15 protein-coding genes and 2 pseudogenes are annotated in these 14,519 nt (G+C 68.1%); 8 read left to right on the top strand and 9 right to left on the bottom strand.

Features of this window, described 5'->3' with window-relative positions:
- The 3 genes from ACWC91_RS39065 to ACWC91_RS39055 form a co-directional block, all read right to left on the bottom strand.
- The coding region (locus ACWC91_RS39065; protein ID WP_450642885.1) for a hypothetical protein at positions 1 to 550 on the bottom strand (550 nt) is incomplete at its 3' end.
- Between the two features lie 510 nt (positions 551 to 1,060).
- Complete coding sequence (locus ACWC91_RS39060; protein WP_225080778.1) at positions 1,061 to 1,837, bottom strand: polysaccharide deacetylase family protein; 777 nt, start codon at positions 1,835 to 1,837, stop codon at positions 1,061 to 1,063.
- Positions 1,838 to 2,152: 315 nt separating this feature from the next.
- Entirely contained in the window at positions 2,153 to 2,749 is a 597-nt protein-coding gene (locus tag ACWC91_RS39055) for a GNAT family N-acetyltransferase (RefSeq protein ID WP_225080777.1), read from the bottom strand.
- A 245-nt stretch (positions 2,750 to 2,994) separates the two neighbouring features.
- Between ACWC91_RS39055 and ACWC91_RS39050 the strand changes: the two genes are divergently transcribed.
- The 8 genes from ACWC91_RS39050 (at position 2,995) to ACWC91_RS39015 (ending at position 8,672) form a co-directional block, all read left to right on the top strand.
- Positions 2,995 to 3,717 carry a transposase family protein gene (locus ACWC91_RS39050; protein ID WP_450642883.1) on the top strand — a complete coding sequence of 241 codons (723 nt, stop codon included), beginning with the start codon at positions 2,995 to 2,997 and terminating at the stop codon, positions 3,715 to 3,717.
- A 223-nt stretch (positions 3,718 to 3,940) separates the two neighbouring features.
- Positions 3,941 to 4,099, top strand: coding sequence for a hypothetical protein (locus tag ACWC91_RS39045; protein ID WP_281157338.1), 159 nt, complete (start codon positions 3,941 to 3,943; stop codon positions 4,097 to 4,099).
- A gap of 271 nt (positions 4,100 to 4,370) precedes the next feature.
- Complete coding sequence (locus ACWC91_RS39040) at positions 4,371 to 5,084, top strand: IS6 family transposase (RefSeq protein ID WP_281157337.1); 714 nt, start codon at positions 4,371 to 4,373, stop codon at positions 5,082 to 5,084.
- 270 nt (positions 5,085 to 5,354) lie between these two features.
- Positions 5,355 to 5,585 (top strand): hypothetical protein, encoded by a 231-nt coding sequence (locus tag ACWC91_RS39035; protein WP_281157336.1) that lies wholly within the window; start codon positions 5,355 to 5,357, stop codon positions 5,583 to 5,585.
- A gap of 47 nt (positions 5,586 to 5,632) precedes the next feature.
- Entirely contained in the window at positions 5,633 to 6,379 is a 747-nt protein-coding gene (locus ACWC91_RS39030) for an ATP-binding cassette domain-containing protein (RefSeq protein WP_281157335.1), read from the top strand.
- Positions 6,379 to 7,692, top strand: a complete 1,314-nt coding sequence (locus ACWC91_RS39025) for a DUF7224 domain-containing protein (protein WP_281157334.1) — start codon at positions 6,379 to 6,381, stop codon at positions 7,690 to 7,692. The genes ACWC91_RS39030 and ACWC91_RS39025 overlap by 1 nt, the downstream gene beginning before the upstream one ends.
- A complete protein-coding gene (locus ACWC91_RS39020) occupies positions 7,689 to 8,288 on the top strand; it encodes a hypothetical protein (RefSeq protein ID WP_281157333.1) in 600 nt (199 codons plus the stop codon). The genes ACWC91_RS39025 and ACWC91_RS39020 overlap by 4 nt, the downstream gene beginning before the upstream one ends.
- A gap of 57 nt (positions 8,289 to 8,345) precedes the next feature.
- Positions 8,346 to 8,672 carry a transposase gene (locus ACWC91_RS39015; protein WP_348638533.1) on the top strand — a complete coding sequence of 109 codons (327 nt, stop codon included), beginning with the start codon at positions 8,346 to 8,348 and terminating at the stop codon, positions 8,670 to 8,672.
- A 295-nt stretch (positions 8,673 to 8,967) separates the two neighbouring features.
- On the opposite strand, the pseudogene ACWC91_RS39010 reads toward ACWC91_RS39015, so the two are convergent.
- The 6 genes and pseudogenes from ACWC91_RS39010 to ACWC91_RS38985 form a co-directional block, all read right to left on the bottom strand.
- Positions 8,968 to 9,436: pseudogene (locus ACWC91_RS39010) on the bottom strand (Tn3 family transposase); the annotation flags it as partial.
- The gene (locus ACWC91_RS39005; protein WP_450642881.1) at positions 9,415 to 10,596 is read right to left on the bottom strand and encodes a hypothetical protein; all 1,182 of its coding nucleotides are present in this window, start codon (positions 10,594 to 10,596) and stop codon (positions 9,415 to 9,417) included. The pseudogene ACWC91_RS39010 and the gene ACWC91_RS39005, both read right to left, overlap by 22 nt.
- Before the next feature lie 342 nt (positions 10,597 to 10,938).
- Positions 10,939 to 11,283, bottom strand: a complete 345-nt coding sequence (locus tag ACWC91_RS39000; RefSeq protein WP_281157283.1) for a hypothetical protein — start codon at positions 11,281 to 11,283, stop codon at positions 10,939 to 10,941.
- 375 nt (positions 11,284 to 11,658) lie between these two features.
- A pseudogene (locus ACWC91_RS38995) lies at positions 11,659 to 12,726 on the bottom strand (IS110 family transposase); the annotation flags it as partial.
- Positions 12,727 to 12,826: 100 nt separating this feature from the next.
- Complete coding sequence (locus tag ACWC91_RS38990; RefSeq protein WP_281157282.1) at positions 12,827 to 13,114, bottom strand: hypothetical protein; 288 nt, start codon at positions 13,112 to 13,114, stop codon at positions 12,827 to 12,829.
- 252 nt (positions 13,115 to 13,366) lie between these two features.
- Positions 13,367 to 14,518, bottom strand: coding sequence for a transposase (locus ACWC91_RS38985; RefSeq protein ID WP_450642879.1), 1,152 nt, complete (start codon positions 14,516 to 14,518; stop codon positions 13,367 to 13,369).
- Position 14,519: the final 1 nt, after the last annotated feature.

Raw genomic sequence — 14,519 nt, 5'->3', positions numbered from 1 at the left:
CACTGCGTTCGCCCCCTGCCCGAACCGGGACGTCCGCTCCAACGCCGGGCCAGCCCGGCAATCCGGACGGATCGCGATCATGCAACGGCCCCTGGCACGTGGGGGACGGCGCCGGCGAGCGTTCGGCGAGGACGACCAGTGCATGGCGCACTTCCCTGCTCAGCCGGATGAGCTGGAGACTGTACTGATCACCCTCGTAGGCGTACAGGCGGAAGACCTTGACAGCGTGTTCGTCGCGGTCGTCAACAAAGGTGCCCGGGAGGCCGGCGAGCAGTTCGTAATCCTGCTTGCCGATCGCGGCTTCGGCCACGGTACTGACGGCCAGGGCGTCGAATTCCGCCGCGGGCACGGAAGCGTCCACCGCGACAGCATGGGCTGCCAAGGCCGCGAAGATCTCGATCAGCCGCTCCCCTACTCCCGTGTCGATGCCCCAGGCCCGCAGGTTTTCGCGGCGGCGATCCTGACGCCACGGCTCCTGGTCCACCAGCGGCAGCAGGACACGGCCCAGGTGAACGCACCGACGCCACACCATGTGGTGGTCCGAGGTCATGATCAGTCCTCTCTCCAGCGAGTGGCGGGCCCGCGGAGAGCCGCAGGCCCGCCAACCTCCCCTTACACGCAGGACACGTACAGAACGGGGCTGTTCGCCATACCCGAGCCATGGGAGCCGCCCTTGCTCACCATGGTCCCGTACGTCGTGATACGGCAGGCAGCCGTCGGGTCACCGGGGTGGTGTACGCAGTCCTGCGCCGCGGTCGACGACCGCAGCGGCGGCGCGCACTGGGGCTGGCGCGCGGTCCCTATCGTCATCCACCTGTTCGAGAACTCGTTGTATAGCTCGAGGTCCACCTCACTCGTACAGGCCACGGGCCCGCCCGAGCACGTCTTGATGCCTCCGGTACCCGCCATCCGGGAACCGCTGTGGATGGGCTTGGAGGCGTAGAAGGTGCAGTCCGTTATTACGGCAGGACTCGAGTCCTGCGTGGTCACCGTGACCTCAGGCGGGGCCGGGTTCGGCGGCGGCGCCGCCAGAGCCGGAGGCGGACGCTTCGCGCGTCAGTCACTTGTAGATCTTGCCGGGCTCGGCCTTGGCCGGAGCGAGCAGCTGGGAGACGGTCACGAAGGTGTAGCCCTGCTTGCTGAGCGCCTTCAGGATGGAAGGCATGGCAGGCACGGTGCCTTTGTGTAGCGGGTGGAGCAGGATGATCCCGTCGCGGCCGGCGCCAGCGAGCACGCGCTTGGTGATCAGTGCGCTGTCGTCCGTCTCGTAGTCCTTCGCGGTCACCGTCCACAGCACCTGCGCCATGCCCAGTTCTTTCGAGACCTTGGAGACGCGGTCGTCGGTGCGGCCCTGGGGCGGGCGCATCAGCGTCGGCTCACTGCCGGTGATGCTGGAGATGGCTCGTGCCGTGCGGCGCAGCTCGTCGCGGATCTGCGCATCAGAGACATCGGTCAGCACCGCGTGCGTCCAGGTGTGGTCCCCGATCTCGTGGCCGTCCTTGGCGATCCGCCGCACCACGTCCGGGAACTTGTGGATGCGCCGGCCCTCAAGGAAGAACGTCGACGGCGCCTTGTACTCCTTCAGGAGGTCCATCAGTCGGTCGTTGGGTTTGCCCGGGTTACCGTCGAAGGTGAGCGCGATGCACTTGACCTTCCGGCAGTCCACCTGCCCCGACGGTACGCCTGCTCCAGACACGGCCCGGTCACGTTCCTCGCGCGGGGAGAGCGTCTCCATCTTGTTCGCCTGGATGACCATGACGACGGTCACCGTCACGGCCGCCACCACGGCCAGGGTCAGGAGTATGAGTAGGCGAGGCCGCCTCTTAAGGATCTTCATGCCAAGGAGAAGATTTCAGCGCCGGAAGGGTTGCCCAGCGGCCTCGATAGTGAGGTAGGACACGTGTGTGCAGCGCGTTTCAAGTGAGCTGCGGCGCCACCTCGGGTGCGATCCGCTCCAGCGCCTCTCCAACGTGCTCGGTCGCCGACGGTGGCGCTGGTGTGCCTTGTGCCGGGCAAGGGCCCGCTGCTGCGGCCTCCGCCAGGCGGGTCAGGTCTGCTGGCGGCCATCTGCCGTCGAGGATGTGCCTCCCGCGGCCGAGGGCGCGGAAGTCGTACGCTGCCCCTAAAAGTGAACGAAGCCACTGAGGTTTTCTCAGTGAAGATCTCCGCGGGCTCGCGGACTCCTGGCGGCATCCCGCCCGGTGGTCGGGGCCGTGAACATCCCTGCCGGGATCCGATACAGCACACACTGGCGAAGCGGCCCCTCCGGCACGCTCGGATCCTCGAAGTCGTCGGCCGGGTCTCGGGTCATGCCTATCCGGCGCATCACTGCCTGGGAGCGAAGGTTGCGTACGGTCGTCGACGCTACGACCTCCGGCAGTCCAATAACCTCGAAGCCGAAGGACAGGCAGGCCAGGGCGGCCTCACTGGCGTAACCGTGACCCCACGCCGAACGCATCAACCGCCACCCGATGTCCACCCCCGCGAACGGCATGTCCTCGCCCACCTCGTCCAAGCCGACGCGGCCGATGAACTCACCGGTCTCCCGCACTTCGAGCGCCCACCACCCAAAACCTCGCTCGTCGAACACGGCCTGCATGGATGCCACCGCGGCATCGCTTTGCTCCCGCGTCAACAGGTCCCCCAGGTGTTCTCGGACTTCGGGATCGGCGTTCATCGCCGCCCATGGTTCGAGGTCGGACTCCCGCCACCGGCGCAGCAGAAGACGATCGGTACACATCTCGGACATGCCGTCCAGCTAACGCGATCGCGACCAGGGTGTCGATCGGATATATCGAGCCCTACGATGCTCGCCGAAGCCAGACCCATGCGTAGATTTCCACGGCCGACACTGCCTGGCGGGGTCACGACCGGCGCCCAAGTCCACCGAATCGGTGTGAAGTTGCGGGCGCCCCCGGTCACATACAGCCGTGAGGCCCCTGGTAGGACAGGTCCGCCAAGATCATGTCCGCTGTACCCAGAGGTTTCACGTTGGTGACCTATGCTGCCACGCTCGACATCCCTCGCCACATCGTCGAGTCCCTCGCCCGCCTGCTCGCCGCCCACAGGCGCCGACTGCGAACCCCGCGCGGCTCACGGGCGCTGGGCCCCTTCCGCCAGGCCGTCCTGGTGCTGCGCTGGTTCCGTGAGCGCGGCTGCGTGCACTGCCTGGCCCGCGACGCCGGCGTCTCCCAGGCCACCGGCTACCGCTACCTGCACGAGGGCATCGACGTCCTCGCCGAGCAGGCGCCCGACCTGCACGAAGTTCTGAGGAGATGCCAGGAGGTGGGCATGACGCACCTGGTGCTGGACGGCACGCTGATCGAGAGCGACCGCGTCGCCGGGGTCCGCGAGAACGGCAACGACCTGTGGTTCAGCCAGAAGCACAAGCAGTTCGGCGGCAACGTCCAGTTCCTAGCGGCCCCGGACGGCACCCCGCTATGGGTCTCCGAGGTCGAACCTGGCTCCACCCCGGACATCACCGCCGCCCGGCTCCACGTCCTGCCCGCGCTCTACAAGGCCGCCGCTGAGGGGCTGCCGACCCTCGCGGACAAGGGCTACATCGGCGCGGGCATCGGCATCCGCGTCCCGGTCCGCCGCCCGAAAGGCCAGTCCGAGCAGGCCCTCCACGAGGACACTCGCACCATGAATACCCTGATCAGAGGCCTGCGTGCCCTCGGCGAACGCGCCGCGGCCGAGCTGAATCTCCGAAGGTGACCTCGCGGTACTCCGCGTCGCACCAGTCGTCGACCCGCTGCGCATCGGCCCCGTAGGACGTGGCTATGAGCTGCCGGACGGCCGGGTCATCCCAGTCACGGACGCAGAGCTGCGGGCCCTGCCGCTGCCCACGGCGCGCGCCATCGAGCTGATCGCGTCTATCCCGGCCTCCGAAACGTCACTGGCCTCGTGGACAGATAGAGTCTCCGGGACTCTCACGGCAATGACAGGCGAGTTCGAGCGGCGGCACGGCTTTCCCTCTGGCACCAACGGCCAGTACCTGCACTACGAGCCGGAGGAAGCTCTCGCGCTCGTCATGCGCGCCAAGGGCGCCCGGGTTCAGGAGATCGCCGCGCAGCTGCGTGCCTGGTCCACCAGCTGACGACCGGTCTGCGAAGCTTGGCCCTATCTATACGGCAGCAGCGGTCATAGGACGGTGCCGTGCAGGGCCCGGCGGTCGCCGGACATCGCGTAGCGGCGGGGAGCGAGGCCGTTCTCGAGGAGCTCGCCGATCTCCTCGCACAGCAGCGCCAGGACGTCGGCCGCGTCGGTGTCGGAGAGGTAGGCCGGCGCGACTTCGAGCGTCGGCTCTGTCAGGTTGCCGAAGGGGCGTGGGATGCTCTTGGTGGTGATCGTTGCGGGAGGGGCCGGTCGTGGAGTCCGAGGTGTCGCCGTCGTACAAGGGGTATCGGTTCCCGGCCGAGGTGATCGGTCACGCGGTGTGGCTGTATCACCGTTTCCCACTCTCGTATCGGGAGGTCGAGGAGCTCCTGTTCGAGCGGGGCATCACGGTCTCGTACGAGACGGTCCGTGCCTGGTGCGCGACGTTCGGCCCCGCCTACGCCCGGAACCTGCGTCGCCGCCGGCCCCGCCCGGGCGACAAGTGGCACATGGACGAGGTGTTCATCAAAGTCAACGGGAAGAGGCGGTATCTCTGGCGGGCCGTCGACCAGGACGGCAACGTCCTGGACATTCTGGTGCAGAGCAAGCGTGATGGCCGGGCTGCGAAACGCTTCTTCCGCAAGCTGCTGAAGGATCTTGAGTACGTACCCCGTGTACTCGTCACGGACAAGCTCCGCAGCTACGGCGTCGCCCACCGCGAGGCCATGCCCTCGGTGGAGCACCGCAGCTCGAAGTACTTGAACAACCGTGCAGAGAACAGCCATCAGCCCACGAGGCAGCGCGAGAGGGCTATGAAGAACTTCCGCTCAACGGGTGCGGCGCAGAGATTCCTCGCCGCGTTCTCAAGGATCTCGACACTCTTCCGGCCCCGCCGGCATCTGATCACAACGAGTGGCTACCGTGCCGAGATGACCGAACGATTCCGCCTCTGGAAGACCGTCACCGGCGCGGCCGCGCACGCCTGAGCACCGTGCCCGGCACGGCACCCGAGCGCCATCAAAACGCCACAACTCACCTTCCACATAACGCAACTTGACAACGCCGTAGACAGAGAGTGATCGCAGCTGTCACGGGATGTGCTGCGGCTGTCGTCCTCGCCGGCGCGATACCGGCCCACGCTGAAGGCAGCTGGAGCTCCAGCATGAACGGGGTCCGCACCGGGTTCGACTCCCGGACGTGGACCGACAACAACAACGACAGCGTGAGCACCTCCATATCCCTCAGCGGCTGCAGCAATGGGGGGGCTGGGCGCCCCGGTCGACAACACGCAGTTGCAGCTGACCCGCGAGACTTCGATTGTTGAGCCCAACGAGGACCGAGGCCGCTACACCTTCCACTGCAGCAGTTCCGACTCGCACGCTTTCGGCGTCCAGCCAAAGGGCAATTACCACTTCACGGTGACGAAGATCCAGGACAGCCCGTCGGGCTACTACCTGAAGGTGAACTCGGTCTCCGTCCGATACTGAGCAGCGCACTGAAGCAACGACAATCTCCGTAAGAAGGCTGTGAGGCTGTGTCTGTCGAGTTCGACTCCTGCACCTATCAGTACCGGCGGGGCCCGGTCGTCCTTGACAGACTCAGTTTCGCCTTCCCCTCGGGCCGTACTGTGCTGCTCGGGCCCAACGGCGCGGGCAAGACCACGCTTCTGGCTCTTGCCGCCTCCGCCCTCAAGCCCCGCTCCGGCACCGTCTCCTTCGCGGGACTCGACCCCGCCCTGCGTTCCCAGCTACGCACGTATCGGCGTCAAGTGGGCTGGATGCCCCAGCACATCACACCCGTTCCAGGTATGACCTGCCAGGAACAGGTTGCCTACGCAGGCTGGCTCAAGGGCATGTCACGGCGAGAAGCGTGGGACGGAGCGCTGGAGGCACTCGGTCGCGTCGGACTCGCCAAGAAAGCGGGCCAGCAGGCATCGTCGCTGTCCGGTGGACAGCTTCGCCGGGTCGGCGTGGCCCAGACACTGGTGCACTCTTCCCAACTCGTTCTGATGGACGAGCCGACAGCGGGTCTCGACCCCGCACAGCGGGGCACGTTCCGGAAAGTCGTCGAGCAGCTCTCCGAAAATGCCGACATCATCGCCTCCACACACCAGACCGAGGACCTGTCCGAGGTGTACGACCATGTGGTGGTCCTGTCGGAGGGGGCGGTCCGGTTCAGCGGTACGGTCAAGGAATTCCACGCCCAGGCCCCGCATGACACCGCGCCAGGTCGGCTCGCAGACGGCGCCTACGCCGCAGTTCTCGGTGGAGGCGAAGCATAGTGCTCTTCCGTTTCCACCCGCGTTCCAACGCCGCCGTTCTCGCCGCTCCCCTGCTTCTCTTCATCGTGGTCCTCTATGTCTCCTCGGACTACGTCTCCGGTGATCTGGACGGCTACTGGACCGCCGCCACTGCCAAGGCGGCCTCCGCTCTGATCTTCATCGCGCCGGTGACCGCGGCGTGTGCGGCGTGGGAAGCCAGTAGGCTCCGCCGCGCCAAAATCGGGGACGGGACCCCGACCCGCAACGGGTGGGAGATCGCCGGGGCTTCCCTCGCGCCGGTCGGGCTGCTGGGTCTTCTCGCCCTCGCGGCAGCGCTCGCCGTGACTCGCCTACAGATGGAGTCGGCTCCGGGGTGGCCGGATGTCAGGATCATGGCATCGGCGGGCGCCATCTTGTGCGCCCATGTCCTCGCCGGCTACGCGATCGGAATATGGCTGCCCGCCGTAGCCGCCGTCCCGGTGACTCTGGTCGGCGACTACCTGTGGAACGTGTATCCGCCTGCACTCGAGCCTCTGTGGCTGCGTCATCTCACTCGGCCGGCCCATGGCTGCTGCATGAACACCTTCGCGGTCGACCCCGCGGGCATCCTGGCACCGGTGCTTGTGGCTGTCGGCCTGGCCGGCCTGGCAGTTGCCGCAGTGGCTGCGTCGCGGCGCGCCCCCCGTCTGGGGAGCCTGCCCGACTCCGTGCCGTACGCGGGCGTCGCGCTGTCGGTAGTAGCCGCCATGGCCACCACCGTCAGCGGCGTCAGCCTTGTGAACCATCTCGGCCCCGACGCGGTCCAGACGCGTCCTGAGTCCGAACTGGTCTGCACCGACTCCCGGGGCACCCGAGTGTGTGTCTGGCCCGAGCACACGCCCCGCCTCAGCGAGACGTCCCGTACGGTGAGCACAGCGGTCACACGCCTGCGTCTTGTCGGAGTGACCTCGCCGAAAGTGGTCACCGAAGACAACCAGCACCCGAGCCGGAATCAGTGGACGGTCACGGTCAGGCAGGATGCCGGCTACACCAGCGAGGACATCGTGGCCGGTCTTGTCGCCGATCTCACCACGGTCCTGGTCAACGACTCAGACGACGAGAGCCAGACCAACTGCCCGGCAGACCCGGCCAGGGCCGCACAACAGGCTTTCGAATCCGAAGACGAGCTGCGTACCTGGCTCTCTGTACGGGCGGGCATGAGTCCGCAGGAAGCCCAGCACCGAACCGACCCACGGACATGGGAACCCGTCGAACATGTTCTCGACGACAGCCTGGGCAACCAGAAAGCCTGGTACCGCTCCACCATCGCCCAGGTCCGGTGCATGCCACGATGACATGGTGGCTTCACACACGGCGCACGCTCCTCCTCGCGATCGTCACCACCGGGTTCTGGGTTGTGACCCTTGCCCTCGGAGACACCAGCCTGCCGCTGCCCCAGTTGGGCGGAGCGACGTCAGCTAACGTCCCGTTCGCTCTCTTCGCCCCACTGGCGCCGGCCATCGCCCTCAACGCCTGCTACGGAACGCCCACCCCGATCGAGACCACAGCGGTACGACGCATCGCCGCTCTCGATTCCCTCCTCGCCATCACGGTGGTGGCAGCAACGGCCGCTGTGGCAGTCCCGGTTGCAGCAGGATGGATCAGCAGCGCCAATGGCTCCATCACTGAATCCGCTGTACGCAACCTGGCCTGTTACACCGGACTCGCCCTCATCGGCAGAACGATTCTCGGAAATCACGCTTCGACAGTGATCCCAACGCTGCTCGCCCTGACGGTCTCAGTCTTCGGCTACGGACCGGAACAGACAGCCCACTGGTGGGCCTGGCCCGCGGCACACCCTTCCGACATGCTCCCTTGGGCAGGCTCCGCGGCGCTTCTCATCATCGGCCTGTACCGCACGGCCCAAGCGGACTTCCCTCACCGCTCCTGAACAGCTGAGGTTCCCCCGAGATGCGGGTAGGTCTGACAGCGGGTCATATGGGGGCTCATGAGAGGAATCCAGACGATGCCTGCCCCGAGGAAGTACCCGCTGGAGTTGCGTGAGCGTGCGGTCCGGATGTATCGGACTGCCGAGCCGAAAACCGTAATCCGCCGCATGGCTGAGGAACTCGGTGTGCATCACGAAGCCCTGCGCAACTGGATCCGCCAGGCCGAGGCCGACTCCGGCGAGCGGAATGACCTGCTGACCAGCGAGGAGAAGGAAGAGCTAGCCCAGCTGCGGCGCGAGGTGCGGGAACTGCGCCGGGCGAACGAGGTCCTGCGGACGGCATCGGCTTTTTTCGCGGCTCAGCTCGACCCGACCCGGCCCAGGTGACCACGCTCGTCGACGAGCATCCGCACCTGGGAGTCGAGCCCATACTGCGGGAACTGCACATCCCTTCCTCCACCTACTACCGCTGGCGCCGTGCCGAGACCGATCCGTGCGAACGACGCCGCCAGGACGCCGCACTGACGGAGAAGATCCGACAGAGCCACGAGGACTCCGGCGGGATCTACGGTTCTCGGAACATCCACACCAGACCATTGTCCGACAGATCACGCGCCTGCTACGCCATCCTTACTCCAGCGACGACCGCCAGTCCACCTTCCACGGCATGACCGGACACAGCCTCGATCTCCCGTGGCAGCAGCGGCTTCTCCGTCACCCGGCGCCGGGCCAGGGCCGGCAGCCGCTTCACCCCCGCCAGCACCCGCTTGCCGCCGGTCGCCGCCGGTCGCCGCCCCGAGCATGGAGGTCTCGCCCAGCAGCGACAGGAACGGCTTGACGGTGTTGTAGCGCAGGGCCAGCGCGCCTCGCATGGCGATCTCCGCCGACTCGTCGTCCTCCGGCACCAGACTCACCACCGCCGCGGCGGCACTCGACAGTGCGGCCCTGGGCGCAACCTCCTCCAAGGCCCGCCACAACGCGGCCACGTCCACATCGCAGCCGGCCTCCTCGACCAACTCCAGTTCCTCGATGAACACCTTCGAGGCCCTGGCCACGAGCCTCGACGCCTTCTCCAGCTGCGGCAGGGTGGACAGCCGTTCCTTGTCCGTGGTCCGCTTTGTGGTGCTGATCAGCCTCGTGGCCATAAGGATCCCAGGCGTCGCTGGACGTCTTCTCGGGCGCCGCTCTTTCCGGGGACCTGCGTACGCAGAGCTGACAGCTCGGTGCCCAACTCGCGTGCTTTAACAGGGTCGGTGACGTGATGCCAGGCGTAGTGGGCGCGGTCGACGGCGGCGACGACGTCGGGGTGGGCCTCGGGTTGGTCGGCGGTCAGCCGCGCCACGGCGCCTCGCAACCACAGCTCACACGCCCGGTCGGGGGCGCCTTCTTCCAGGGCGATAACGGCGCGTACCTCGATCCAGTGGGCCACCTCGGGGGAGGTGGGGCCGTGCTGGCGGAGGGCTGCCTGCTCCCACGCGGCCGCGATGGCGGCGGCCTCGGCGTGGCGCCCGGCCTGGCTCGCCTGGCTGATGGCGCGGTGTGGGTCGTCCTCAGCGGGTGCCGGGGAGGGCATGGCCGGCTGTATGGGCTCCGGCCTCGGCGCGGGGACGTCGACCGCGAGCGGCTCGGCGGCGGGCGACGGCGGCGTCGGGTTCGCCGGGGCGGGGCCCAACCACAGGGTGGCGGCGGGCTCGACCTGGGCGGCGCGGGCGGCCTGGCGGTGAAGGTCGTCGGCGGTCGGCCTCGCCGGCGCGGTTCGCAGGATGTGGGCAAGCCCGTGCGTGTACGAGGGGCTGGGGCGGTGGCGGCGATCCTGCAGCTGCACGACGCCGTACAGGGCGTATGGACCGTCCAGGGTCTGCTCCCGCTGGATGAGGGCCTGCCAGACGTCGGTGTCGGCGGCCAGGTCGACAACCACCGTGGTGGTGCCCGGGGCGCGGTGCTGCAGCTCGGTGGCCAGCCAGTGCCACGGAAGTGCGGTGTACCGGACAGTGCGGGATGTGGTGCGAGCCAGGGCCAGGTGGAGAAGGTGCTGACGGGAGTCGATGGCCAGGTGCCCGGCGACGTAGACGAGTAGCGGGCCCTCGACGGCAGCCGCCGTGCGGACGGCGGTCAGCACGGTGTGCGGGTCGTCGGGGTTGGCCAACTGCACGGCGCTGGCGTACGAGGCACCCACGAGTCGCGCCGGCGGGACGGCGGCGAGCCGGGGCAGCGTCGCGGCGACGGCGAGCGGGTGACGTACCGGCGGCTCGGCGGCTATCAGCAGTGCGTATCCCGGGTGTTCGGTCGGTGCTGCCGTGCTGGTCGCCATGGTCAGCACCGTAACGGGCTGTGCCGGATGTCGGGCGAGCCTTTCGCCGTACGTCGACCTGTCGGGGGGTGCTCCCTCCTCGGTCGGGCAGGCTCTGCCCAGCGCGCCGCTCGTCGGCTGTCCAGGATCGGGCTCTGCCCGACCGCTTGCGGCGCCGTAGGCGTCCTGGACGGCCGGCGGGCGGTGTGCTGCCCTCCGGGGGCCGTCCGAGGGGGGAGTGCCCCCCCGACCCACCTACCAGTCCCCTACCCACCGCAAGATCACGCGCTTCCCCAGCCCCCTCCGAGACATCTCAGGAGGCTACGAAGTCAAGCTGGTGGTGTTGTGCCCGCGTTATCGGGGTCAGCCTGCGGCGTCATGATGGCGTCCGCTGGCGCGGTCGACCAGGGCGAAGACGGTCAGGGCGACCGTCGAGGCGGTCCCCACGGCCAGGGCATCCGCCACGTACCGGCCCAGGCCCGGCCGCAGGATGTCCACGAGCCCGAACAACACGACAAACGCCGTGAGGCACGCCGCGACAGCCGCCCGCCAGCAGCGGTGATACGCAAAGAACCACTGGGCCAGGCCCATGCCGATCAGGGGCGCGGGGGACAGCTGCGGCTCATCGAGGGCGGCGAGCACCCCGTATCCCAGTCCGCTGACTGTCCAGCAGGCGGCGCTCACGAGTGCCGCCTCGCTCCAGGACACGGGCCGCTTCACTTGTGCCGTCCGGCGACAACACCACCGGCCCGACGGGGCGCCCGCCGCTGGGACACACCTGCCGCGGTCACCGATCCGATCGGCTGCGGCGGCCGGCCCGGCCGGAGCACAGCCAGCCCGCCCCACCACGCACAGCCCAGTCCCACGACCGTCATGAGCACTCCCCCGGCCGTGTCCCACGCATCGGTCTGGATTCCGAGCATCCGCGCCACACTCTTCTCACGTCACGCGGCCCCCAACGCCAAGGTCCGCCCCCGGGCAGCATGATGGCAGTCCGGGCGCGACGCCTCATCTTCAGGGCGCGGCAGATGGCGGGAGCGGCTGCCTTCCGGCATCCGGCAATGTGTGCGGCCCGGACTACGGTCACGCAGGCGCATGGCGGAGCGGTGCGAAAGCGCGTTGTTCGTCGAATGGCTGCCGTGTCTGGAGGCAGTGATGGAGCTGGCCGAGGAAGCGGTTGAGCAGGTGGCGCTGGGCGGCGTTGTGCCAGTCGCCGTGCTCGCGTCGGCGCCGGTAGTGGGCGTTCGCTCCGGGTGAGGCCTGGAGGGCTGAGAAGGCCCAGAGGAAGCCCGCGTGCATGAGCCGGTTGTTCTTGACGAAGCGGCGGCCGACGAAGCGTTTCTTGCCAGAGGCGCGGGTGATCGGGGCGGAGCCGGCGTAGGACTTGAGCGCTCTCGCATCGGCGAAGCGGCTGCGGTCGTCGCCGATCTCGGCAAGGACGCGGGCCGCGAGCAGGGGGCCGAGGCCGGGAAAGCTGAGCAGGATCTCGCTGTCGGCGTGCTGGCTGAAGGCGGCTTCGGTGGCCGCGGCAAGGTCGTCCGCGGCCTGGCAGGTGGCGTCCAGTTGCTTGAGCAGGGCCAGGAGCTGGTGGCCGAAGGCGTCCTCGACGGCCGGAAGCTGGCGGGCGTACTCGGAGCGAAAGATGTCCCGCAGGCGCGCGGTCTCGGTGTCGAAGGCGCGGGTGCGGCCGCTGCGCTTGAGGGCGGCGCGCAGCTGGGCGAGGGTGAGTTTCGCGGCCTTCGCCGGGGTCGGGGCGAGGGTGAGGATCATGCGGGCGTCTGCCCTGGTCAGGCCACCGTCCTTGCCTTGGAAGGCGTGCAGGGCGGCGGGGTAGTACTCGCGCAGCAGCGAGCGGACCTGGTTGGCGACCTGCTGGCGGCTCCAGACGGCGTCCTGCTGGGCGCGGGCCAGCACGGTGATGGCCTGCACAAGTTCGCTGTCGGCAGGCAGCGGTCGGTGGGCGTGCATGTCGGTGCGCAGGATGTTCGCCAGGACCAGGGCGTCGCCGGGGTCGGACTTCTTGCGGCTGACACCGTGCCGGTCGCGGTAGCGGGAGGCGGCGAGCGGGTTGATCGCGAAGACCTTGCGGCTGCCGGTGCGCAGGGCGGCCACGAGCAGGCCTCTGCTGGTTTCGATGGCCACCGGTATGGGTGGCTTTGTTCATGAGTTGCGGGTTCTGGCACAGATCTTGGGGAGCGGTCGCGGAGGGTGACGGTGTCGTTCGATTGCAGGGGGCGCGAGCCGGGGCTCGTCAGCGTTCCCGCATTCTGGTCCACCACCAGCCGAACATCGCCAACTCGATGTTGTTGGGTTCCGGCAAGGTACGGCGCTCGAATTCCTCATCGATGCGCGTGATCAGTCGGCCCAAGTCCCGTTTGGCTCCGGGAGGAAGGTGCAGCATCGCCCGCTCCAGGTCATCGCGGGCATCTTCCACCTCTATGCCAGGCGAACAGGCCTGGGAGGCGTTCAGATATCGTCCAGGCTGCTTGAAAGCCCACTCGAAGCGAGAGAGCGCATGCGCGACCGCGTTAGGCCACATCTCCTGGTCTTCGACCCGGCGGATCGCTGCACGAGTTCGCGCGGAGACACCACGGACCCTCAGGACCGGATACTGCCATCGTGGCCGCCACCGCTCTGCGCGGACAGCCTTGGGACGCCTACGCGGCATCGCCCTTTCGGATCAACATGAGGCCATCCTGCCACGGCCGGCTGGGCGACCCGCCACACGCTTGCCGCGGCAAATGTTCCCACTTCTCGGTTCTGTGCAGATCTCGGGGGACGTCTCGGAGTGTCACTGGAGCAGGATCATCTTTCGGAGTAGTAGGAATCCGGCTCGGCCGTAGAGCTGCCGCTTGATCTTCTTGATGCGGTTGACGGCGCCCTCGATACTGCCGGAGCTCCAGTCGAGAGTGAGCCCGGCGGTCACGGCGTCGAGGTCTCGGAGTAGGTGGAGTGCGAAGCCTGTGAGGCCGGGTAGCTGGCTGGCGTCGACTGCGTCGATCCAGATCGGGAGTTTGGTGCCAAGGCGGTCGGTGAGCATCTCGCCGAAGTCGCGGACATGTTCGGCGGCCTTGTCCAGTTCGGGGCAGCGGGCCAGGACCTCCTTCAGGCGGGCCCGGTCTTCCTCGGTCAGGGTCGTGGGGTGACGGGTGATCCAGCCGGTCACCTGCCGCACCGTCGGCGGCCGTGATGGTGCGGTGGACGGAGCCCCGCCCAAAGTGGCGATGTGCGCGCGGACCATGCCGTAGGTGACAGGAGCCTGCTCGGCTACCAGTTCGCCGTGCAGTTGGGTGACGCTGGTGCATCCCTCGGCGAATCGCCGCTCCAAGTAGGGCTTGTAGGGGTCCAGTCTGCTGGGCCGGGGCCGGTTCTCGCGGAAGGTGTCCTGCCAGCGTGCGGCGTTCGCATACCGGAGCACGGTGTTGAGACCCCAGCCCAGGTGCCGGGCAATCGCCCGGCGTGAGTGACCCTGGGCAAGCAGCTCGTGCACCAGGGCATGTGAGGCCTTCTTCCGCTCGGCCCGCCGGCCGACCGGCACCGAATCGTCCTGCGACCGACCGGAATCCCCTCCGGTGGCCTCCGGCAACATGCCGCTGGGCGAAGGATTGCGCAGGCAGTAGCGGTGGGCGGCAACGCAGGTCTCCACGGCCCGGCCGAGGCCCTGCCACAGATGGAACCGGTCGGCGATCTGCACAGCGTCGGGGGCACCGCGCCGGGCACCCTCGGCGTAGGCGCCCGCCCGGTCCCGGCAGATGATCTCCACGCCGGGGTGGCGGATCAGCCAGGCGGCCAGCGGCCCGGCTGCACGGGTCGGGAGCACATCGACCACGCGATGGTCTTCGACGCTGGTCAAAACGGTGGAGTAGATCTGACCGCGACGGATCGCGAAGTCGTCGACACCCAGCACACGCGGCGTGCTGAACCGTGGATCCGGCAATGCCATG

This window comes from Streptomyces sp. NPDC001204 (assembly GCF_053598035.1).
This window is presented reverse-complemented; position numbering and strand designations above follow the sequence as displayed.